This is a genomic window from Nocardia violaceofusca NBRC 14427, assembly GCF_963869435.1.
In the GTDB taxonomy this organism is placed as follows: Bacteria; Actinomycetota; Actinomycetes; order Mycobacteriales; family Mycobacteriaceae; genus Nocardia; species Nocardia aobensis.
On record NZ_CAWMPM010000001.1, the window covers coordinates 103,882 to 126,093 of the forward strand.

Genomic DNA, 22,212 nt, shown 5'->3' on the forward strand with positions numbered 1-22,212 from the left:
ACGCAGCCGGATCCGCGCCCGCACGGGGGCTACTACGTTGTGTCGTTGCCGTCACATCCGTGCCGGCATCGCGGTCGTTCAGTCGAAGCGGAACCAGCGCGTCGCCAGCCAGCCCGTCACCACGCCCCACACCACGAGCACCGCGATGCCGTACCAGTCCACACTGGTGTGCAGCGCCTGATCCAGCGCTTCGGCCAGCGCCCCCGAAGGGATCAGTCGCGCGATCAGCGTCACCGCGTGCGGGAGGTTGTCCGAGGCGAAGACCAGGCTCGCCACCCCCAGCATCACGAACCACAAAATGTTCGCCAGCGCGAGCACGATCTCGGCCTTGAGGGTGCCGCCCAGCAGCAGTCCCATCGCGACGAAGGTGGCCGTGCCGAGTGCGATGACGAGCGCGCCCAGCGCCAGCCCGCCGATCGCGGGCCGCCAGCCCAGCGCGACACCGATCAGGCCGAGCAGAACCGATTGCAGCACCACCACGATCAGCACCGCCGCGCATTTGCCGCCGACGATGCCCCAGCGCGGTAATGCCGTGGCGCCCAAGCGTTTCAGCGCACCATAGCGGCGGTCGAAGCCGACGGCGATGGCCTGGCCGGTGAACGCGGTGGACATGATCGCCACCATCATCACCGCCGGCACGATCCGGTCGACCTTGTGGTGTTCGCCGAGGCTCGAGCCCAGCGGCAGCAGGGTCAGCCCGATCAGCAGCGTGATCGGAATGAACATGGTCAGCAGGAGCTGTTCGCCGTTGCGCAGCAACAGGATCAGCTCCATCCGGGTCTGCGCGGCCAGCATGGCCAGGCGCGGAGCTGGTCGCGGCGCGGGGCTGAAGGTGCCGGGGGTGAAACGAGGGGCGGTCCGGGTCATCCGCGCAGCTCCCGTCCGGTCAGTTCGAGGAACACATCCTCCAGGCGGCGCTGGTCGATGCGAATATCGGTGGGCAGCACGTCGATTCGTGCACACCAGGCGGTCACGGTGGCCAGCACCTGCGGGGTGATGTCGCCGCACAGCAGATAGGAGCCGGGCGCGGTCTCGCTGGGGGCGAATCCTTCCGGCAGTGCGCTTTCCAGTAGCGACAGGTCGAGCTTCGGCGGCGCGCTGAAACGTAGTTGCCCCTCGGCGCCGGCGGAGGTGACCTCGGCCGGGGTGCCGGCGGCGACGATGCGACCGTGGTCGATGATCACCAGCCGGTCGGCGAGTTGTTCGGCCTCGTCCATCATGTGCGTGGTGAGCAGAATCCCGACGCCGTCGCGGCGCAGCGCGTCGATCAGCTCCCACACCAGATGCCGGGCCTGGGCGTCCATTCCGGCCGTGGGCTCATCGAGGAAGACCAGTTCGGGACGTCCCACCAGAGCGCACGCCAGCGCGAGGCGCTGCTGCTGACCGCCGGAGAGCCGCCGATACGGGGTGCGGCGGGCGTCGTGCAGGCCCAGGGTGTCGAGCAGCCACTGCGGATCGAGCGGATCGGCGGCGTAGGAGGCGACCAGATCGAGCATCTCGCCGGCGCGCGAGCCCGGATAGGCCCCGCCACCCTGCAGCATCACACCGATGCGCGGGCGCAGGCGATCGGAATCGGCGACCGGATCGAGCCCGAGCACCCGCACCGAACCGGCGTCGGGGGACAGGAAGCCCTCACACATTTCGACGGTGGTGGTCTTGCCGGCGCCGTTGGGGCCGAGCAGCGCCAGCACCTCCGCCCGTCCGACCTCGAAAGCGACCCCGTCCACAGCGGTGGTGTCGCCGTAGCGTTTCACGACACCGTCGATACAGACAGCGGGTTCCGAGGCTGCGCTCACGAGGAGACACCGTATGCCGGGCCCGGCTGTGACGGAGCAGACACCCCTGTCCGATTGCGCCAGGGCAGCAGGTTCCGGGTCGCCGCGATGAACCCGAGCGCGACGATGACCACGGCGACCGCCGCCTCGATGATCTGGAAGACCCCGAAATCGGCGCCGCGCGGCATCAGGATCACGCTCACGACTGCGGAGAACACCACGGCGGGGACCCGGAACGCGGGAGTGGTCGCCCACGCCGCGAGCGGCATGATCGCCCACAGCAGATACCACGGCTGTACGACCGGGAACAGCAGCACGATCGCCGCGAGCGACACACCCATCGCGCCGACCGGCTGCAATCGCCCGGTCCAGGTGGCGATGAGCATGCGCATGGTGATCAGCGCCGCCACGACAGCGGCGATCGGGCGGGTAATGCTCAGCAGCGCGGTGGTGTGGTCGCCCAGTCCCAGCAGCACGCCGCCGAATCCGGTGATGATGCCGATCGCCGTGGGTAGCGACATCCAGCTGCGCACGGTGCTGGCGGCATTGAGGGTGTGTGTCCAGCCGAAACCGAGCCCGGAGGTGTAACTGACGAACAGCGTGGTGACCAGGGTGATCGCGCCGAGGACCGCCGCGGCGGCCAGCAGCGGCCGCCAGCCGCGTCCCCAGCGCCGGGCCAGGGCCATACCGACGAATCCGAGCGCGATGATCGAGGGGATCTTCACCGCCGACGACAGCGTGATCACCACGGCGCCGGAGGTCAGCAGCAGCCAGCCGCGCTGGTCGAACCCGCCGAGCCCGGGGGTGTGCTCGGTGGCCAGCGCGCGCAGGCAGAACTCCACCCCGGCCAGCATCAGGCCCAGCATCAAGGCTTCGTTGTGCACGCCGCCGACCAAATGGAAAAGCACCAGCGGGTTGGCCGCGCCCAGCCACAGTGCGCTGACCGGCGCGACGCCGCAGCGCCGCGACAGCCGCGGCAGCGCCCAGACGATGAGGGCCACCCCGGCCAGCGCCAGCAACCGATGCGCCCAGACGCCCACGATGATGTTGTCGCCGGTCACATGCGCGATACCGCGGCCCATCCAGACGAACAGCGGGCCGTACGGGGCCGGGGTGTCGCGCCAGATGTTGGGCACGTTGTAGGTCAGCACGTTGTGCAGGCCCAGGCCGGTGGCCGGGCCGACCGCGTACGGATCGAGGCCGCGGGCCGCGATCTCGCCCTGTGCCAGATAGGAATAGACGTCGTTGGAGAACAGCGGCGGCGCGACCGACAGCGGGATGATCCACAGCAGCAGGGTGCGATCGAGCTGGGAGCGGCTGAGCCGGTGCACCGGCGAGCCGCCGAATCCGCCGACCGCGAAGCGGCCCAGCAGAAGCCACGCCATCACCACGAAGACCGTGCCGATCATGCACAGTGCCAGCGACGAGGTCTGCCAGCGCGCGAAGACGCCGATCACCCGGACTCCGGAGACCGGATTCTGCAGCACGGGCTGGGCGGCGACGCCCAGCGCACTGATCGCCATGAGGACCGAGCCGGTGGCGCCGAGCAGCCGAATGCGCTTGAACTGCGCGGTTTCCCGGGTGTCGAGCCCCGGTGCGTCGGCTTCGACGGTGTGTAGCACCGCGATGGTGTGATCGGCGGGCGGGACGTCCAGGCCCAGGGCCCGGCGTCCGATCTCGATGCTCCTACGCCATGCGCCTTCCACAACCGCCACGGAGGTCAAGCGTAGCCGGGGTGGACGCCGGGCCGATCGCAACGTCGCGACGCGGACCGTGACATATTGCACCGGGGGTCGATGCCCAGGTCGGAGCCGTATCCGGGAGAGATTCAGGGCACCCTTACTAGAATGCGGGAAATAATTCCGTCACACTGATGTTGTGAAAACCGTGGGTTTGCGGGAGGACGAGGTGAATACCGAGCGTCAGCAGGGCGCCCGGCCTTCCGCCGCGCCCGCGGCCGCCGCCGGTGAGGGGCATACTCGCGCGGCCGTCGTCCAGCTGCTGCTGGAGGAGGGGCCGATCACCGCGACGGCCATCGGGCAGCGGCTGGGACTGAGCCCGGCCGGTGTGCGTCGTCATCTCGACGCGCTGATCGAATCCGGCGAGGCTCGGGCCATGCGCTCGGCGCCGTGGCAACAGCAGGGCCGCGGTCGTCCCGCCAAGCAGTTCCAGCTGACCGCCGCTGGTCGCGGCCGGCTCGGTCACGCCTACGACGATCTGGCGGGAGCCGCGATGCGGCAGCTGCGCGAGATCGGCGGCGAGAACGCGATCATGGATTTCGCTCGCCGCCGCGTCGGTGTGATCGTCGCCGGTATCGACCGCCTGGCTCAGCACACCCCGGCCGCCACCTCGGAGAAGGCGGAGGAGATCGCCGAGGCGTTCAGCGATGCCGGATTCGCCGCCACCACCCGCAAGGTCGGCTCCGGTGTCCAGATATGCCAGCATCACTGTCCGGTCTCGCATGTGGCCGAGGAGTTCCCGGAGCTGTGCGCTGCCGAACTCGAGGCATTTCGTGAGCTGCTCGGAACCCACGTGCAGCGGCTCGCGACCATCGCCAACGGTGACTGCGCCTGCACCACCCACGTACCCCTGTCCGTTCCCCCGACGAGCAATGCTCAGCCCGCCACCCGCGCCGTTGCACAGCCCGCAACGGCAGCTCGAAACGACTCCGGAAGGAGTGCCGAATGACGTCGACCACCGCGGCGAGCCGTGAATCCGATGCGCCCCAGAACCAGGCCCTGACCCAAGAGGAGACCATCGCCTCCCTGGGTACCTACGGCTACGGCTGGGCGGATTCGGATATCGCCGGCGCCAGCGCCAAGCGCGGCCTGTCCGAGGACGTCGTGCGCGACATCTCGGCGAAGAAGAACGAGCCCGAGTGGATGCTGGCCGCCCGCCTCAAGGCACTGCGCATCTTCGACCGCAAGCCGATGCCGAGCTGGGGCTCCAACCTCGATGGCATCGACTTCGACAACATCAAGTACTTCGTGCGCTCGACCGAGAAGCAGGCCGAGAGCTGGGAAGATCTGCCCGAGGACATCAAGAACACCTACGACAAGCTGGGCATCCCGGAGGCGGAGAAGCAGCGCCTGGTGGCGGGTGTGGCCGCGCAGTACGAGTCGGAGGTCGTCTATCACCAGATCCGCGAGGACCTCGAGGCCCAGGGTGTGATCTTCCTCGACACCGACACCGGCCTGCGTGAGCACCCGGAAATCTTCCAGCGGTACTTCGGCTCGGTGATTCCGGCCGGCGACAACAAGTTCTCCGCGCTGAACACCGCCGTGTGGTCGGGTGGCTCCTTCATCTACGTGCCGCCGGGCGTGCACGTCGACATCCCGCTGCAGGCCTACTTCCGGATCAACACCGAGAACATGGGCCAGTTCGAGCGGACGCTGATCATCGTCGACGAGGGCGCCTACGTGCACTACGTCGAGGGTTGTACCGCGCCGATCTACAAGTCCGACTCGCTGCACTCGGCGGTCGTGGAGATCATCGTGAAGAAGGGCGGCCGCTGCCGCTACACCACCATCCAGAACTGGTCGAACAACGTCTACAACCTGGTCACCAAGCGGGCCAAGGCCGAGGCGGGTGCGACCATGGAGTGGATCGACGGCAATATCGGCTCCAAGGTCACCATGAAGTACCCGGCGGTCTGGATGACCGGCGAGTACGCCAAGGGTGAGGTGCTGTCGGTGGCGTTCGCGGGCGAGGGCCAGCACCAGGACACCGGCTCGAAGATGCTGCATCTGGCGCCGCACACCTCCTCGACCATCGTGTCGAAGTCGGTGGCGCGCGGCGGCGGCCGGGCGTCCTACCGCGGCCTGGTCCAGATCAACAAGGGTGCGCACGGCTCCAAGTCGACCGTGAAATGCGATGCGCTGCTGGTGGATACGATCAGCCGCTCCGACACCTACCCCTACGTCGACATCCGCGAGGACGACGTGACGATGGGCCACGAGGCCACCGTCTCCAAGGTGTCGGAGGATCAGCTGTTCTACCTGATGAGCCGCGGCATGACCGAGGACGAGGCGATGGCGATGGTGGTGCGCGGCTTCGTCGAGCCCATCGCCAAGGAACTGCCGATGGAATACGCGCTGGAACTGAACCGGCTCATCGAGCTGCAGATGGAAGGAGCGGTCGGCTGATGCCGGTCGAGAACGTGGCTGTCGCGGGCGAGGCCCGCATCCCGGCCGTCAACAAGGGTGAGCTGTTCGCCTCGTTCGACGTGGCCGCCTTCGAGGTGCCCTCGGCGCACGACGAGGCCTGGCGGTTCACCCCGCTGCGCCGGCTGCGTGGCCTGCACGACGGCACCGCGGTGCGCGACGGCCGGGCGGGTATCGAGGTCGACGGCTCGGCGGTCGACGGTGTGACGGTCGAGACCGTCGGCCGTGACGACGCCCGCCTCGGCGAGGGTGGGGTGCCCACCGATCGTGTTGCCGCCCAAGCCTATTCGGGGTTCGAGCAGGCGACAGTGGTGTCGGTCGGCGCCGAGACGGAGGTCGGCCGCCCGGTGGTCGTCCGGATCACCGGCCCCGGCGCGGACAAGACGGCGTTCGGTCATCTGCAGATCCGGCTCGCCAACTTCGCGGTCGCGACGGTGGTCATCGACCAGCGCGGCAGCGGAACCTACGCGGAGAACGTGGAATTCGTCCTGGGCGACAGCGCCAAGCTGACCGTGGTCGCGGTCCAGGACTGGGCCGACGACGCCGTGCACGTCACCGCCCATCACGCCAAGCTGGGTCGCGATGCCGTGCTGCGGCACACCGACGTGACCCTCGGCGGCGATCTGGTGCGGTTGACCGCGACCGTGCGCTACGACGGTCCCGGCGGCGACGCCGAACTGCTGGGCCTGTACTTCGCCGACGACGGGCAGCATTTCGAACAGCGCCTGCTGGTCGACCACGCGCATCCGCACTGCAAGTCCAACGTGCTGTACAAGGGTGCGCTGCAGGGCGATCCGAGCTCGGCCAAGCCCGATGCGCACACCGTCTGGGTCGGCGACGTGCTGATCCGCGCGGAGGCCGAGGGCACCGACACCTACGAGGCCAACCGCAATCTGGTCCTCACCGACGGCGCTCGTGCCGATTCGGTGCCGAACCTCGAGATCGAGACCGGCGAGATCCTCGGCGCCGGCCACGCCTCGGCGACGGGCCGATTCGACGACGAGCAGCTGTTCTACCTGCGAGCTCGCGGTATTCCGGAGGAGGCCGCCCGCCGCCTGGTGGTGCGTGGTTTCTTCCACGAGATCATCCAGAAGATCGCGGTCGTCGAGATCCGGGAGCGGCTGGAGTCGGCCATCGAGGCCGAACTCGCCGCCATCGGCGCCTAGCACCGGCGCGTCCCGGCCGCCCGAAACCTCCACCAGCCCAGAAGGAATGCAATGACCACCCTCGAAATCAAGGACCTGCACGCCGAAGTCGCCAATCCGGACGAGAACGGCGAGCCCATCAAGATCCTCAAGGGCGTGAACCTCACCGTGAAGTCGGGCGAGACCCACGCCATCATGGGCCCCAACGGCTCCGGCAAGTCCACGCTGTCCTACGCCATCGCCGGTCACCCCAAGTACACCGTGACCCAGGGCTCGATCACCCTCGACGGCGAGGACGTGCTGGCCATGTCCGTCGACGAACGCGCCCGCGCCGGCCTGTTCCTGGCCATGCAGTACCCGGTGGAGGTGCCGGGTGTGTCCATGTCGAACTTCCTGCGCACCGCCGCGACCGCCGTGCGCGGCGAGGCCCCGAAGCTGCGCCACTGGGTCAAGGAAGTCAAGGAGTCGATGGGCGAGCTCGAGATCGACGCCGCTTTCGCCGACCGCAGCGTCAACGAGGGCTTCTCCGGCGGTGAGAAGAAGCGCCACGAAATCCTGCAGCTGGGCCTGCTCAAGCCGAAGATCGCCATCCTCGACGAGACCGACTCCGGTCTGGACGTCGACGCGCTGCGCATCGTCTCCGAGGGCGTCAACCGCTACAAGGAGCGCGAGAACGGCGGCGTCCTGCTGATCACCCACTACACCCGGATCCTGCGCTACATCCAGCCGCAGTTCGTGCACGTGTTCGTGGGTGGCCGCATCGTGGCCGAGGGCGGCTCCGAGCTGGCCGACGAACTCGACGCCAACGGCTACGTCCGCTTCACACAGACCGCGACCGCGGGAGCCTGATATGACCGCTGTGACACGCACACTCGACGTCGCCAGGATCCGGGCCGATTTCCCGATCCTGAACCGGACGGTGCGTGACGGAAAACCGTTGGTGTACCTGGATTCCGGGGCCACCTCGCAGCGACCGCTGGCCGTCCTCGACGCCGAACGCGAATTCCTCACCCACACCAATGCCGCCGTGCACCGCGGCGCGCATCAGCTCGCCGAGGAGGCGACCGACGCCTACGAGGGCGCACGGGCCGATATCGCGCGCTTCGTGGGTGTGGAGGCGAACGAGATCGTGTTCACCAAGAACGCGACCGAATCGCTGAACCTGGTGACGTATTCGTTCTCCGACGACCGCTTCCCGTACCACGTGGGACCCGGCGACGAGATCGTGATCACCGAACTGGAGCATCACGCGAATCTCGTTCCGTGGCAGGAACTCGCGCGCCGCACCGGCGCCACCCTGAAGTGGTACGGCATCACCGACGACGGGCGCATCGACCTGGATTCGCTGGAGTTGACGCCCGCGACCAAGGTCGTCGCGTTCACCCATCAGTCGAATGTGACCGGTGCGGTCGCCGACGTGCACGAGATGGTGCGCCGTGCGAAGGCGGTCGGCGCGCTGGTGGTGCTCGACGCCTGCCAGTCGGTCCCGCACATGCCGGTGAACTTCCGTGAGCTCGGCGTCGACTTCGCCGCGTTCTCCGGGCACAAGATGCTGGGTCCCTCCGGTGTCGGCGTGCTCTACGGCCGCTACGCCCTGCTCGAGGAGACCCCGCCGTTCATCACCGGCGGTTCGATGATCGAGACGGTCACCATGGAGGCGACCACCTACGCGGCGCCGCCGCAGCGGTTCGAGGCCGGTGTGCCGATGACCTCCCAGGTGGTCGGATTGGGCGCGGCCGTGCGGTATCTCGACGAGATCGGGATGGAAGCCGTTGCCGCGCACGAACATACGCTGGTCGGTGCCGCCCTGGAGGGACTCGGCGCGATCGACGGGGTGCACATCGTGGGGCCGACCGAGAACGTGGACCGCGGTGGCGCGGTGTCGTTCGTGGTCGACGGGATCCACCCGCACGACGTGGGCCAGATCCTGGACGACGAGGGTGTCGCCATCCGCGTCGGGCACCATTGCGCCTGGCCGCTGATGCGCCGGCTCGGTGTACCCGCCACCGCCCGGGCCTCCTTCGCCGTCTACAACACGCTGGACGAGGTGGAGGCGCTGGTGGCCGCGGTCCGTAAGGCCCAGAAATTCTTCGGAGTGGCCGACCGTTGAATCCGGTGAGCGCGAGCGACCAGTGAACGGGGCGTGAGATTTCGCAATGCGTATGGAACAGATGTACCAGGAAGTGATCCTGGACCACTACAAGCATCCGCACCACCGCGGGCTGCGGGAGCCGTTCGGTGCCGAGGTGCATCACGTCAACCCGACCTGCGGTGACGAGGTGACCCTGCGGGTGCACATCGACGACAACGGCGATGTCGCCGATGTGTCCTACGACGGGCAGGGCTGCTCGATCAGCCAGGCCGCCACCTCGATCCTCACCGATCAGGTCATCGGCCAGCCCGTGCAGCAGGCGCTGAAGGTGGTCGACTCCTACAGCGAGATGATCTCCAGCCGCGGCACGGTCGAGGGCGACGAGGACGTGATCGGCGACGGCATCGCGCTGGCCGGTGTGTCGAAATATCCGGCGCGGGTGAAGTGTGCCCTGCTGGGCTGGATGGCATTCAAAGATGCCGTGGTGCGGATAACCTCGGCCGAAGAGACCAAGCGGACCATGGGCAACGGGTCCGCCGGAAATGGGGAAGCTCATGACTGAGACGCCGGCAACCGAACAGCCGAACACCGAGGCCGAACTCTCCCAGGAGCAGGTCGCGTTGCTCGAGGACATGGAGGAGGCGATGCGTGACGTCGTCGACCCCGAACTCGGCATCAACGTCGTCGACCTGGGACTGGTCTACGGGATGCGGCTCGAGGAGGAGGTGGCCGTCCTCGACATGACCCTCACCTCCGCGGCCTGCCCGCTCACCGACGTGATCGAGGACCAGTCGCGAAACGCCCTGGTGCGCAGCGGTTTGGTGGAGGATCTCAAGATCAATTGGGTCTGGATGCCGCCGTGGGGTCCGGACAAGATCACCGACGACGGCCGCGAGCAGCTGCGCGCCTTGGGCTTCACGGTCTGATTCTCGCCACCGGGTAGGGGGAAGTGGACATCCGGGGCCGTTGTGGAGAAGGATCGCCTGCGTCCAGTACGCAGACTTCGAACGGGGTGGATTCACGGATGTCCCAAAAGTTTTCCCGGCGTGTCCGCTCGGCGGCCGTCGCGGCGGCGGCCGGTGCGGGTTTCGCGGTGGCCGGCGCCGCCGGTTCGGCTCAGGCCGACGGTGACCTGCACGGTGCGATCGCCTACTCCGACAGCAGCGGAGTGGTGGCCGCGGCCACCAACTTCGCCGACGCGCCCAGCGCGGATGCCGCGGCCCGAGCGCACTGTGGTCGCGGTGATTGCCGCGTCATCTTGGATTTCAGCAACGGCTGCGGTGCTGTCGCCCAGGGAGCGGACGGCCGGATCGCGGTGGGCTGGGGTCCGACTCAGGTCGAGGCCGAGAAGCAGGCGAGGGATTTCCTGGGGCCGAGCGCGCCGCCGTTCCCCGACCTGGGGAGTGCGAGCCCACGCCCGGCGACCATCGCCCTGACCAGTTGCACCGCGAACGCGCACTGATCGTTTCGAAACCGATGGCGGCCGACCTGCATGGCAGGTCGGCCGCCCTCGTCTGTCCCGCTGTTTCGCCCTCGGTCACCGATGTCCGGGTCCGTCCCGCTCCGAGAAGGCATGCTGCGCGATATCGTGAGGCCCGAATCGCCGGACCGGCCGAAACGGTAGGAGCAGCAGTGGATTTCGACATACCCTCGGAGCTCAGCGACTATCTGGCCGAACTGGATGCCTTCATCGACCGCGAGATCGTGCCGCTCGAACGCGAGAACGACAACATCCGCTTCTTCGACCATCGCCGTGAAGACGCACGCACCGACTGGGATCGCGGCGGGCTGCCCAGTGCCGACTGGGAGGATCTGCTCGCCGAGACCCGCCGCCGCGCCGATGCCGCCGGGCACTACCGTTACGCGTTCCCGCCCGAATTCGGCGGCCGCGGCGGCACCAATCTCGATATGGCCGTCATTCGCGAACATCTCGCCCGCCGGGGTCTCGGCCTGCACTGCGATCTGCAGAACGAACACGCCGTGGTCGCCAACAATGTGGGCCTGCTGCTGATGCTGGAATACGGTTCGCCGCAACAGCAAGCGGAGTGGGTGGAGGGCCTGGCGGCGGGCGCGAAATTCTTCGCCTTCGGCATCACCGAACCCGAACACGGTTCCGACGCCACCCATATGGACACCCGCGCGGTGCGCGACGGCGACGGCTGGGTGATCAACGGCGAAAAGACCTGGAATACCGGCATTCACACCGCCGACGCCGATCTGATCTTCGCGCGCACCGCCGGCGAAGCGGGGGACGGCACCGGCATCACCGCATTCCTGGTGCCGCCCGATACCCGCGGATTCACGGTCGAGGAATATCTGTGGACCTTCAACATGCCGACCGATCACGGGCGGGTCACCCTGCGCGACGTGCGCGTCGGCGCCGACGCCGTCTTCGGACCCGAGGGCCGCGGGCTGGCGGTCGTCCAGCATTTCTTCAACGAGAACCGGATTCGCCAGGCGGCGTCGAGTCTCGGAGCGGCGCAATACTGCATCGACCGGGCCGTGGCATACGCCAAGGAGCGCAAACCCTTCGGTAAAGCGCTCGCCGACAATCAGGCGATCCAATTCCCGCTGGTCGAATTGCACACCCAGTGCGAGATGCTGCGCACGCTGATCCACAAAACCGCGTGGACCATGGATCGCCGCGGCACCTTCGCCGCCTCCGAGCAGGTATCGATGTGCAACTACTGGGCCAACCGATTGTGTTGCGAGGCGGCCGATCGCGCCATGCAGGTGTTCGGCGGCCTCGGCTATTCGCGCCACCAGCCGTTCGAACACATCTACCGCCACCACCGCCGCTATCGAATCACCGAGGGAGCGGAGGAGATTCAGATGCGGCGAGTAGCGGGTTATCTGTTCGGATTCATGTCCTCCCGCGCGCCCAAGGGCGTGTGAAACCGCCCGACACCGGCGCTCACCACACGAAACGGCCCCGCGTCCGATCAGGGAACCGCGGGGCCGTGACAACGCTGAGCAGCGACGTTACTGCTGAGCCTGCACCACGATGGTGCCGACGATCTTGTCGGCGAAGGTCTGGTTCTTCTCGTCCCACAGCGGCCACAGATAGCCGAGGCCGCACAGAGCGTTGTCGAGAATGTGGCAGAGCTTGCGCACGAAGGCCATACCGAAGCCGAGCACCTGACCGTCGGCTTCCTTGATCACACGGATGCCGACCAGTTTCTTACCCGGCGTCTGCCCGGTGGTGCCTTCCAGATAGATCAGGTATAGCGCCGCCGCGGCCATGACGGCGAACGCCAGCAACATCAGTATGACGCCGACGGCCGTCATTCCACCGCCGGTGCAGGCGGCGGAGTAGGAGTAGGAGGAGCCGTAGGAGTCATCGCTGCCCGAGCAATCGAGATCTTTGGTGCCCAGGCCGAACGCGAGTCCGTACAGGATGCCGAACGGTACGCCGATGATCAGCGCGTCGACGAGATACCCGCCGACACGGGCGAACCAGTGGGCATAGGGTGCGGGCGGCCCGTATCCGGATTGCGGATACCCGTAGCCCGGGCCGGCCGGCGGGTAGCCCGCGCCCGGCGGGGGAGCGCCGTAATTCGGTTGTGCCGCACCGTATCCCGGAGCGGGAGTGCCGTAACCAGGTGGGGGAGCGGCATATCCGGGCGGCGGTGCGCCGTAACCCGGCGGGTGTGCGCCGTAGCCCGGCTGCTGGCCGGCGGGCGGATACCCGTAGCCCGGTTGCCCCGGCTGGCCGTACGGGCCGTTCGGGTCCGACGGGTTGGTCATATGTGGTTCCTCCGGAAGCTGGTGGTACGGGGACGATCCGGGCCCCGACCGGGTCGAACTGTGATTGCACCGTACGGTAACCGCCAGGCCCCGCCAAAGTATGGCCGACCCGCGCGCAGTGGGCGCGCCGAACAGTCGGATATCTCACGATTGCCTGATTCGGCGACGACGCCGGAATCGCCGCCTAGGCTCCCTTGCGGGTCTGCTTGGCGGCCTTCGGCGCCGCCTTCTTCGCAGTCGACTTGCTCGCCGATTTGGTACCGGTGGATTTCGACGCGGCCCGCTTGGTGGTCGCCTTCGCGGTCGACTTGGCGGCGGATTTCGAGGCGCGGCCCCGGCTCGACTTGCCGGATTCCCCACCGCGACCGGTGGCTTCGAGGCTGCGCTGTAATGCGGCCACCAGATCGACCACCTCGGCATCCATCTGCGCCGGTTCCGCCTCTTCGTGGCGGTTGACGCGGTCGGATCCGGATTCGATGGCCTCGTCGAGCAGCTTTTTCAGCTCGATCTGATATTCGTCGGTGTACTGATCGGGATCGAAATCCTCCGACATGCTGTCGACCAGAGTCTGCGCCATCGCGACCTCCTGCGATCGCGGTGCGGCGGCATCGTCGAGCGATTCGAATTCGGCCGCGCGCACCTCGTCCGGCCACAACAGCGTCTGCAACACCAGCACCCCGTCCCGCACCCGCAGCGCCGCCAGCCGCGTCTTCTGCCGCAGCGTGAAATGCACCAGCGCCACCCGATCCACCTGATCGAGTGTTTTCGCCAGCAACACGTACGCCTTGGGTGTCGTGGAATCGGGCTCGAGGTAATAGCTGCGGTCGAACAGGATGGGGTCGATCTGCTCGGAGGGCACGAACTGCAACACCGGAATCTCGTGTTTCTCGGCCACCGGCAATTTCGCGAAATCCTCGTCGGTGAGAATCACCTTGTCGCCCTCGGGCGACTCATAAGCCTTGTCGATATCGGCGAAGGCCACCGACTGCCCGCACACCGTGCAGACACGGTCATATTTGATCCGCCCGCCGTCCTTGGCGTGGACCTGATGGAACCTGATGTCATGGTCCTCGGTGGCGGTATAGACCTTCACCGGGACATTCACCAGCCCGAACGCGATGGAACCCTTCCAGATCGACCGCATGGATCCGATGCTACTGATGACCGGTCGGTTTTGTCCGGTGAAGCGGCGTGACCTCGGGTGTGTCCGTCGGCGGCGGATCGCGTGGCGATAACGATCGCCGGCGGACAGGTGGGTGGCTGTTAGATTGAGGGCAAGGAGATCGACGATCTCGTGAAGGTGCTGACCCGCTTCGGTTGATCCGCCGCCGCTTCGCCGCGTGTGCCGTGGAGGAGATGTGATGCACGATCTCGATCCACCGTGTCGCCCGGCCCACCGGGCCGATGGCCACCTGCCTCCGGAGAACGCCCCCCTCGCACCGGTACAGGCGGCCACGCGATGATCCGACGACTCGTCATCTTCGGCGGCACGGGTGACCTGGCCGGACGCTATCTGCTGCCGGGATTGGCCGCTCTGCACCAAACCGGCCACCTCGACGCCGGTTTCGAGGTCGTCTGCGCCGACCGCAAGGGCCGCGATGACGAACAGTTCAGGAAATGGGCTGCGGCCCAGCTCGATCGGTACGCCCCGGCCATTTCGGCCGACACCCGGCGGGCGATCCTCGCGGCTGCGCGATACCAGCAGGCCGACATAGGTGATCCGGCGCAGGTGGCGGAGGCGATCGGCGGTGCGGGAGCGGTGGCCGTCTATCTGGCGTTGCCGCCGTCGTTGTTCGCCACCGCGATTCGGACCCTGGACGCCGCGCAGCTTCCCTCCGGTAGCCGGCTCGTATTCGAAAAGCCGTTCGGGGAGGATCTCGCCGGCGCGCACGAACTCAACACGTTGCTGGCAGATCTGGTTCCGGAACAGGCCGTCTTCCGGGTGGACCACTTCCTGGCGATGACCACCGTGCAGAACCTGCTCGGCAGCCGATTGGCCAACCGGGTGCTCGAATCACTGTGGAACAGCGCGCATATCGCCGAGGTCGAGATCGTCTGGGAAGAAACTCTCACCCTCGAGGATCGTGCCGGGTACTACGACCAGGTGGGAGCGCTCGAGGACATGGTGCAGAACCATCTGCTCCAACTGCTCTGCCTGGTGGCCATGGAACCGCCGATCACCCTGTCCGAACGCGATCTGCGTGACCGCAAGGTCGACGTACTGCGGTCGATCCGCACCCTGACCGACGACGATATCCGGCGCCGCACCCGCCGAGCCCGCTACACCGCCGGCGTGATCGGCGACCGGCACGTCCCGTCCTACATCGACGAGCCCGGCGTGGATCCACAACGGCGGACCGAAACCTTCACCGAAGTCCGGCTGGCGATCGACAACTGGCGATGGGCCGGAACCGAATTCGTGCTGCGCACCGGCAAAGCCCTCGCCGCCGACCGCAAGGAAGTCGCCATTCATTTCCGGCCGGTCCCCCATATGCCTTTCGGCCACCACGGGACTACGGCGCCGAACGTCCTCCGGTTCGGGCTCGAGCCGGAAAACCTCACGCTCACCCTCACCGCCATCGGCGCCGCCGTGGACACTCTGGTCCCGCTCACCATGAGCGCGGCGATCCCGCCGCCCGACCTGCCCGCCTACGGACGGCTCCTGCTGGACGTGTTGCTCGGCAATCCGGCCCTGTCCATCCGCGGTGACGAGGCGGAGGAGTCGTGGCGAGTGGTCACCCCCGTCATCTCGGCCTGGTCACGTGATCTGGTGCCGCTCGACGACTATCCCGCGGGATCACCGGGCCCTGCCGCCCCGAACCGGAAAGACCGCCGACAATGAACCAGCCGAACTCGCCGTCGCCTGCTTGTGCACCACATACGCCGTCGGCTGAGCCCGCCACGGGCGAGCTGCGGAAGGCAACCACGCTGCGTGAGGTCTCCTCTGCCCATGTCAACGACTGGTCCTCGGCTGCCTGGTCCACCGAGACCGGTTTCGTGGCCGGGCCCCGGGTGTATGGCCTGCACGTCCTGGACCGTGTCGGCTCCGGCGATGGCTTCGCCGCCGGCCTGATCTACGGTCTGCTCGCCGGTGTCTCGGTCGAGCGCGCTCTCGCCTACGGCACGGCTCACGGGGCCCTCGTCATGACGACACCGGGAGATGTATCCATGGCCTCGCTCGCGGAGGTCGAGGCCCTCATCGCGAACGGATCAGCCCACGTCAGACGCTGACCGGGCCGCGGTGGCACGGTCCACATCGTCTTGGCGGCCGACGCCGAAAATGTCGCAAAATTCCGCATCACGGGTTTGCTTGACTGCAGTCGAATCGGGCACCACGCTTGAACGCAGAGGTTATAATCCAGCGCTCTACTCGAGGAGACGATGGAGCTATGTCCAGCGAACATCTGTCCGAAGAGCCTCAATCGCAGCGAGGAGCCGAAGGCTCGCGAGACACCGGGTCGAATACAGCGGGCGGCGGCTCGGCCGATCGCCCGGGCGGCACCTTCGACCACGAAGAAGTTACTTCAGTCCGTGATCAGAACCAGTCCGAAGACGACGTCGCCACGACCGGGACGCTCCCACCCGCCGACGTCGAATCCGCTGTCCCGCCCTATGAAGGCCGGCGCACGAGCGCGGACGAGGTAGGCGGCACCACAGAAGGTGGGGGCGGCGCCAGAACAGCGGGCGCGACCCACCCGGTGACCGACCCGAATTTCAAGGCTCCGGCCCCAGACGAGACTCCCGGCGGGACCACCGCGTCCCCGGCCGAAGAGCAACCGGCGGCGCAGGCACCCGAAACCGAGGCCACCGACGAAGGAGTCGAGGGAGGACATCACGGTGGCGTGCGCAGAGCCGAAGACCAGCCTCGGGAAACACGGCCTCGGTAATCGCACTGCGGCGAACGCGCGAAAAGACAAGGCGGCGTCGGCTTGTCGAAGATCCCGCGGATCGAGTTATCTTTGAGCGCAACGCCTTTCGGGGCGGATGAGGCCACCGATACGGTGCCGTCCCGGCCCTGTCACAGTCCCCGAGGGAATTCGCGTACGCGTCGTAGTTACCGGCCATCAGCGAAGTAGATGCCGGTGTCGGCTGACCGGCCCCGACGATGCCACCGAATCGCGATCCGCTGCGCCGCAGGCCGCGCAGCGGTGGACGGCTTCGGCAGAGGTAGTGGATCCGTCACGCGCGGCCCTGTCGTGGGGCTCCGCCGGGCGGTCAGCGCCCGCAGTGCTTCACCGATCGATCGGATGCATCGATTGTGCATCGAATCGATGTGGCTGGGTACAGCCAGTGCATGACCAACGACACCGATACATCAGAATTCGCAGACCGCGGCACCGCCACCGAGGATCGACCCGAGATCCGGCATCGTCGTCCGGACGATGTCGGCGACGACGCGGTCCGCGCGGCCGGAACCTTGTCCGAAGCGCTGGAGACGATCGAACAGGCGCGCGGGAATCTGTATGCGTTCCACCGGTTGACCGGGCATGCCGATCTGCTGCTGGACAGCGTTGTCGACCAGCTTCGCGCCGCGGGTCGCCCGGATTTGGCCGGGCGCGTGCGTGGCGAGTTGATCGGCCGCAACGTACTGCCGGGGCGATGGACCTTTCAGATCATGGAGGAGTACGACGACGGGTACTACGCCGCGTTCGCCGACATGGAACGCATGGTTCGCGACCAGCTTGTTCAAGGCCGGCGCCACGTCCACGAGGCGGAGATGAAGGAACGTCGCCGCACGCACGGCCGGCCGGAGCACACCGCACGACCGTGACCGGACTCGACCGGCTACTCCACCGCGTGGGAAGTCGGTCGCGACATGTGGCTCAGCAGGCCCAGCTCCGGTTCCACTGCGCCATCCTGGCCGAGGGCACGGAAATCGGCCTCCACGGCCTCGAGCTCGAGACGGCCCGCGCGAACCGCGCGGTAGCGCAGGAACGACCAGATGAACACATCGAGATGGTCGAAGCGAGTGCCGCCCTCGAGAACCTCCTCCTCGTGAAACCACAGCGCCACTTGACCATTGGTGAGTACACAGAACAGATTTCCGCCGCCGTCGGCACCGACGGAGAAGACGTCGGCATCGGTGAGTTCGGTGGTGTAGTCCGCGTCGAGGATCCCGCAGTCGTTCCCGGCGAAGTCGAAACCGTAGGACCAGTCGAATATGTCGAGGAAGTGCGGCATCACCCCCGAGCGCACCCGGGCGTCCAGCGCGGCGAGCGCGGTCGCGTCCGTCGGTGCCAGTCGTTCGAGAAACGGTGTGGCCGAACGGGTTTGTTCGGGCACGACAACAGGTTCGGCGTCGGGGAACCAGCGGCTCAGATCGGCGTCGAGGCCACTGGCGACATAGCCGATCAGGTCGGCGGGGGAAAGCGTCACCGGGCGATCGTAGGCTCTCTCGCCACTGTTCGGCGCTGGGGCTCGCTCGCTGGCCGGGGCAGAATGGACGCATGGCAAAGGCAACGGTCAACGGCGTCACCATCGCGGAGTCCGACCACTACGAAACAGTGGAAGGCAATATCTACTTTCCGCCGGAATCGATCAAGAAGGAGTACTTCACGCCCACCGAGACCCATAGCATCTGCCCCTGGAAGGGTCGCGCGAGCTATTACACCGTGGATGTCGGTGACGGAAACCCCCTCATCGACGCCGCTTGGTACTACCCCGAGACGAAGCGGGCGGCAGCCGACATCGAGGGGTACGTCGCCTTCTACAAGAACAAGGTCTCCATCGACGACTGATCTGCCCCGGCACCGGCGGTGATCCGGATGTCGACCTCAGCCCGGCAGCGACTTCGCGAAGAAGGCCAGCAGGTGCGGCTCCACAGCCTCCGCATCCGTGAGCGACAGGAAGTGCGCGCCGCCGTCGATGATCACCGGCGGTCCCGCGTTGGGCAGCGCTGCGGCCAACTCGACGGCCCGGTCGACCGGATAGGCGGCGTCCGCCGAGCCGTGCAGGACCACGGCGGGGCAGTCGATCTCGGAAGCTCGATCGAGGATGCTGTCCCGCTCGACCAGTGGGGTCAGGACACGGTCGATGTGATCTCCGGAAAGTTCACGCCATTTGGCCTGCCACTCGGTCGCATCGTGCTGACCCAGGCAGATGGCGGCGTTCATATCGAGCAGATTCTGCGTCGGCCCGAGTTCGCGCCATGCGGTGGCAGCCTGCCGGTAGGCGGCGGCGACCTGCGGATCCTCGGCGGCGCCCGACGTTCCGAGCAACGCGAGCGCGGCAACCCGGTCCGGCTCCAGTAGGGCCATCCGCAGACCGATGAATCCGCCCTGGCTGGTCCCCAGCACCGCGCACCGGTCGATCCCGAGGTGGTCGAGCAGTTCGAGTGCGTCGCGGGCCACGTCCCAGTAAGTGAAGGGACTGTCGGCGGGGGTTTGCCCGTGACCGCGTTCGTCCATGGCGATCAACCGGTAGGTCCGGCCGAGCGAACGAACCTGCGGGGCGAACATGTCCGCGTCCATCAGGTAGCTGTGCAAGAGCAGGACGGCCGGGCCGGAACCGCCGTGGTCGATGTAACCGACGACTTGGCCGCTGTCGAGCGTCATCGCTGTCCGCATGGGGCGCAGTCTATTCGGACAGCGATACCGGTCTCCGCCACCGATGGGGATGGTGTCGGCGATTCCGCTGCTCGTCGCTATTCGCGCGGAATTCGCCGCTCAGGTCGACGGCGATTGTGGTCGGAATTCTGCCGGCTGCAAGGGACTGCGTGGTTGAATTCTGCTCAGCGGATGGCATCGCGATGTGGCTGTCCTGCGCGAGGAGCGGCGTGGCTGATATCGCCCCGGCGGGAGCTGCACGAGGAACCTATCCGCATCGGGCGTCACCCGGCAGATGTGCATCGGGACGGGAAAACGAGACCGAGGAGAGAGGTGCCGGATGGCCGAGCCCGAGATCGAGTTTCGAGAAGGACCGGCCGCCGACCGACTCGGTCTCGATGATCGACCCGCAGGACCCGCAGTGCGCGTCCGGGCCGAGCATTTCCACACGATCTACGACCCGAGCGTCGGTGAGCCGCAGCCGTGGTACATCAACGACCACACCATCATTCGCGACGAATTGGGCCGCTGGCACCTGTTCGGCATCACCCATACCGAACCGGCGAATCCGTTCGACGAGATCGAATTCGCCCACGCCACCGCCGACGACCTGCACGGCCCGTGGACCAAACACCCCTCGGCACTGGTCGTGGACCGTGACTACGGCGAGACGCATCTGTGGGCGCCGTACGTGATCCGCGCCGACGGGCGCTACCACATGTTCTACGCGGGCGGCGGCGAGGACCGCACCGCGGCGTTGATCTGCGCGGCCACCTCCGACGACCTGTTCGAGTGGACCCGCGAACCGTCCGGACCGGTCTTCCGCGACGGATACGATGCCCGCGATCCGATGGTCGCGTGGATCGACGGCCGCTGGGTGATGTACTACGCCGCGACGAGTTCGCCGACGGGCGGCAACTATGTGGTCGCCTACCGCACGAGCACCGATCTGCGCACCTGGAGCGAGCGGCGGATCGCGTTCACCGACCCCACCTCCGGAACAGAGGCCGGCAATACCGAATCCCCATTCATTCTGTGCCACAACGGTTCCTGGTATTTGTTCATCGGCCCGCGACCCGATTACCTCGGCACCGACGTGTTCCGCAGCGACGATCCCTACCACTTCCGGATCGACGACCGCGTCGGCCACATCGCCGCCCATGCCGCCGAGGTGATCGACGACGGCGACCTGTGGATCACCAGTTGCGGCTGGGGACAGGGCGGAGTGTCGTTGGCAGCCCTCGAGATCGGGAGAACTCCACCGGAAACCGCACCCTGAGTGATATCTCTAGGCGAGTAGTCCGACCGTTCGTCTCTTGGAGGGATCCGGCGTGGCACGTATCGGTGTAATCAGCATTTCCGACGGACGCGACTATGTGCACGACGGCATAGCCGAGTTCATCCGTACCAATGAGGACCGGCTCGTCGCCGAACTCACCGGCGCGGGACACGAGGTGGTGCGCGGCTCCGCTCCGGTCAGCACCAACACACTCGCCGTCTCGGTGGCACGCGAAGTCGCCTCGGCCGGAGTCGATCTCACCGTGCTGCACTACGCGGTGTGGGCGTTCCCGCACTTCACGATGCTCGTGCAGGGAGCCACGCCGGGCGCGTTGCTGTTGCTGTCGAATATCGACCCGGTGCAGCCCGGAATGGTCGGGATGCTGGCCGCCGGGGGAGCGCTGGATCAGATCGGCCGCACGCACACCCGGCTGTGGGGCGACCCGGCCGACCCGGACCTGATCGAGAAGATCGGTGTGCAGGCTTGCGCCGCAGCGGCGGTGTCGAGCTTGCGCGGTTCGACGTTCGGCCGGTTCGGGGGCCGGCCGATGGGGATGAACACCGCCGTCGCGAATACCGATCAGTGGCAACGCATTTTCGGTGTCGACGTCGAAGAAATCGACCAGTGGGAGATCGTCCGCCGCGCCGAGCTGGCCGACGCGGCCGAGGTATCGAAGGCCCGGACATGGCTGGAGGAGACCACCGCGGGCGTGCACTACGACGGTGACAAACTCACTCCGGAGTTGCTGGAGCGCCAGATCCGCTCCTACCTCGCGGTGCGCGAGCTGATCGACGAATGGAACATCGACTTCTCCGGTATCAAAGGTCAGCCCGAGCTCACCCAGTACTTCGCCACGATGGACATCACCGAGGCGTTCCTCAACGACCCGTACGACTGGAACGGCCCGAAGCCGACGCATGTGTGCGCCACCGAGGCCGACATGGACGGCGCGCTGACCATGCAACTGCTCAAACAGATTTCGAAGACACCGGTGTTGTTCGCCGACGTCCGCCACTACCATGCGGACCGCGACATCTGGGATCTGTGCAACTCCGGCCAGCACGCCACCTGGTTCGCCGCCCGCAGCGACGATCCGGCCGAGAACCTGTCCCGGGTGCACCTGTACCCCGAGGTGTTCTTCTTCCCCGCCGGTGGGGCATCCGTCCATCATCTCGCGGCACCGGGACAGATGACTTTCGGCCGGCTGACCCGCAACGACGGCAACTACCGCATGCAGGTGATGCTCGGTGACTTCGAAACCTACGACGACGCCACCAACGACGAGTTGATGAGCCAGTCGACCCGCGAATGGCCGCACGCGTTCGCGCGGCTGGACGCTCGGGCCGAGGATTTCCTGTCCCGGTTCGGCGCCAACCATATTCACGCCGTACCCGGTGACCATCGCGCGACCGTGCGGGCCGCGTGCGATCTGCTGGGCGTCACCGTGGACGAATTCAGTCGGTGAC

Annotated in this window: 22 protein-coding genes; 15 read left to right on the top strand and 7 right to left on the bottom strand. The window is 67.0% G+C overall.

What is annotated here, in order from left to right; all coding sequences use genetic code 11:
* Positions 1 to 78 precede the first annotated feature (78 nt).
* Genes AC5592_RS00510 through mptB form a run of 3 tightly spaced genes read right to left on the bottom strand, consistent with a single transcriptional unit; the run spans position 79 to position 3,490 of the window.
* Positions 79 to 867 carry an ABC transporter permease gene (locus AC5592_RS00510; RefSeq protein ID WP_036502496.1) on the bottom strand — a complete coding sequence of 263 codons (789 nt, stop codon included), beginning with the start codon at positions 865 to 867 and terminating at the stop codon, positions 79 to 81.
* Entirely contained in the window at positions 864 to 1,796 is a 933-nt protein-coding gene (locus AC5592_RS00515) for an ABC transporter ATP-binding protein (RefSeq protein WP_036502493.1), read from the bottom strand. The genes AC5592_RS00510 and AC5592_RS00515 overlap by 4 nt, the downstream gene beginning before the upstream one ends.
* Positions 1,793 to 3,490 carry a polyprenol phosphomannose-dependent alpha 1,6 mannosyltransferase MptB gene (mptB, locus tag AC5592_RS00520; RefSeq protein ID WP_036502685.1) on the bottom strand — a complete coding sequence of 566 codons (1,698 nt, stop codon included), beginning with the start codon at positions 3,488 to 3,490 and terminating at the stop codon, positions 1,793 to 1,795. The genes AC5592_RS00515 and mptB overlap by 4 nt, the downstream gene beginning before the upstream one ends.
* Before the next feature lie 163 nt (positions 3,491 to 3,653).
* On the opposite strand from mptB, the gene AC5592_RS00525 reads away from it, so the two are divergent.
* The 9 genes from AC5592_RS00525 (at position 3,654) to AC5592_RS00565 (ending at position 12,070) form a co-directional block, all read left to right on the top strand.
* On the top strand, positions 3,654 to 4,463 hold the full coding sequence (locus AC5592_RS00525) for a helix-turn-helix transcriptional regulator (protein ID WP_084506243.1): 810 nt from the start codon (positions 3,654 to 3,656) through the stop codon (positions 4,461 to 4,463).
* A complete protein-coding gene (sufB, locus tag AC5592_RS00530) occupies positions 4,460 to 5,920 on the top strand; it encodes a Fe-S cluster assembly protein SufB (protein ID WP_036502488.1) in 1,461 nt (486 codons plus the stop codon). The genes AC5592_RS00525 and sufB overlap by 4 nt, the downstream gene beginning before the upstream one ends.
* Complete coding sequence (gene sufD, locus AC5592_RS00535; protein WP_063063026.1) at positions 5,920 to 7,104, top strand: Fe-S cluster assembly protein SufD; 1,185 nt, start codon at positions 5,920 to 5,922, stop codon at positions 7,102 to 7,104. Before sufB ends, sufD begins: the two co-directional genes overlap by 1 nt.
* 51 nt (positions 7,105 to 7,155) lie before the next feature.
* A complete protein-coding gene (gene sufC / locus AC5592_RS00540) occupies positions 7,156 to 7,932 on the top strand; it encodes a Fe-S cluster assembly ATPase SufC (protein WP_036502483.1) in 777 nt (258 codons plus the stop codon).
* A gap of 1 nt (position 7,933) precedes the next feature.
* A complete protein-coding gene (locus AC5592_RS00545; protein ID WP_036502480.1) occupies positions 7,934 to 9,193 on the top strand; it encodes a cysteine desulfurase in 1,260 nt (419 codons plus the stop codon).
* A gap of 46 nt (positions 9,194 to 9,239) precedes the next feature.
* On the top strand, positions 9,240 to 9,737 hold the full coding sequence (sufU, locus tag AC5592_RS00550) for a Fe-S cluster assembly sulfur transfer protein SufU (RefSeq protein ID WP_036502476.1): 498 nt from the start codon (positions 9,240 to 9,242) through the stop codon (positions 9,735 to 9,737).
* Entirely contained in the window at positions 9,730 to 10,101 is a 372-nt protein-coding gene (locus AC5592_RS00555) for a metal-sulfur cluster assembly factor (RefSeq protein ID WP_036502473.1), read from the top strand. Before sufU ends, AC5592_RS00555 begins: the two co-directional genes overlap by 8 nt.
* A 98-nt stretch (positions 10,102 to 10,199) precedes the next feature.
* Positions 10,200 to 10,637 (top strand): DUF4189 domain-containing protein, encoded by a 438-nt coding sequence (locus tag AC5592_RS00560; RefSeq protein ID WP_051024696.1) that lies wholly within the window; start codon positions 10,200 to 10,202, stop codon positions 10,635 to 10,637.
* Between the two features lie 170 nt (positions 10,638 to 10,807).
* On the top strand, positions 10,808 to 12,070 hold the full coding sequence (locus AC5592_RS00565; RefSeq protein ID WP_063063027.1) for an acyl-CoA dehydrogenase family protein: 1,263 nt from the start codon (positions 10,808 to 10,810) through the stop codon (positions 12,068 to 12,070).
* A gap of 87 nt (positions 12,071 to 12,157) precedes the next feature.
* Here the strand turns inward: AC5592_RS00565 and AC5592_RS00570 are convergent, their stop codons facing one another.
* Together AC5592_RS00570 and ku are read right to left on the bottom strand one after the other, a co-directional pair.
* Positions 12,158 to 12,922 carry an RDD family protein gene (locus AC5592_RS00570; protein ID WP_036502468.1) on the bottom strand — a complete coding sequence of 255 codons (765 nt, stop codon included), beginning with the start codon at positions 12,920 to 12,922 and terminating at the stop codon, positions 12,158 to 12,160.
* Between the two features lie 184 nt (positions 12,923 to 13,106).
* Positions 13,107 to 14,066: a non-homologous end joining protein Ku gene (gene ku, locus AC5592_RS00575; protein ID WP_063063028.1), complete on the bottom strand. Its 960-nt coding sequence runs from the start codon at positions 14,064 to 14,066 to the stop codon at positions 13,107 to 13,109.
* A gap of 315 nt (positions 14,067 to 14,381) precedes the next feature.
* Here ku and AC5592_RS00580 point away from each other — a divergent pair, with 315 nt between their 5' ends.
* From AC5592_RS00580 to AC5592_RS00590, 3 genes are all read left to right on the top strand, one after another.
* Positions 14,382 to 15,764, top strand: a complete 1,383-nt coding sequence (locus tag AC5592_RS00580; RefSeq protein ID WP_063063029.1) for a glucose-6-phosphate dehydrogenase — start codon at positions 14,382 to 14,384, stop codon at positions 15,762 to 15,764.
* Positions 15,761 to 16,153 (top strand): PfkB family carbohydrate kinase, encoded by a 393-nt coding sequence (locus AC5592_RS00585; protein WP_198163720.1) that lies wholly within the window; start codon positions 15,761 to 15,763, stop codon positions 16,151 to 16,153. The genes AC5592_RS00580 and AC5592_RS00585 overlap by 4 nt, the downstream gene beginning before the upstream one ends.
* Before the next feature lie 1,063 nt (positions 16,154 to 17,216).
* Positions 17,217 to 17,693, top strand: a complete 477-nt coding sequence (locus AC5592_RS00590) for a hypothetical protein (protein WP_051024695.1) — start codon at positions 17,217 to 17,219, stop codon at positions 17,691 to 17,693.
* 14 nt (positions 17,694 to 17,707) lie between these two features.
* On the opposite strand, the gene AC5592_RS00595 is transcribed toward AC5592_RS00590, so the two are convergent.
* Positions 17,708 to 18,298, bottom strand: coding sequence for a hypothetical protein (locus AC5592_RS00595; protein WP_051024694.1), 591 nt, complete (start codon positions 18,296 to 18,298; stop codon positions 17,708 to 17,710).
* Positions 18,299 to 18,369: 71 nt separating this feature from the next.
* On the opposite strand from AC5592_RS00595, the gene AC5592_RS00600 reads away from it, so the two are divergent.
* A complete protein-coding gene (locus AC5592_RS00600; RefSeq protein WP_036502462.1) occupies positions 18,370 to 18,660 on the top strand; it encodes a DUF427 domain-containing protein in 291 nt (96 codons plus the stop codon).
* A gap of 36 nt (positions 18,661 to 18,696) precedes the next feature.
* Here the strand turns inward: AC5592_RS00600 and AC5592_RS00605 are convergent, their stop codons facing one another.
* Positions 18,697 to 19,488: an alpha/beta fold hydrolase gene (locus AC5592_RS00605; protein WP_084506245.1), complete on the bottom strand. Its 792-nt coding sequence runs from the start codon at positions 19,486 to 19,488 to the stop codon at positions 18,697 to 18,699.
* Between the two features lie 400 nt (positions 19,489 to 19,888).
* On the opposite strand from AC5592_RS00605, the gene AC5592_RS00610 reads away from it, so the two are divergent.
* Together AC5592_RS00610 and AC5592_RS00615 are read left to right on the top strand one after the other, a co-directional pair.
* A complete protein-coding gene (locus tag AC5592_RS00610; protein ID WP_063063033.1) occupies positions 19,889 to 20,746 on the top strand; it encodes a family 43 glycosylhydrolase in 858 nt (285 codons plus the stop codon).
* A 52-nt stretch (positions 20,747 to 20,798) separates the two neighbouring features.
* Positions 20,799 to 22,211 (top strand): L-fucose/L-arabinose isomerase family protein, encoded by a 1,413-nt coding sequence (locus tag AC5592_RS00615; RefSeq protein WP_063063034.1) that lies wholly within the window; start codon positions 20,799 to 20,801, stop codon positions 22,209 to 22,211.
* Position 22,212 lies beyond the last annotated feature (1 nt).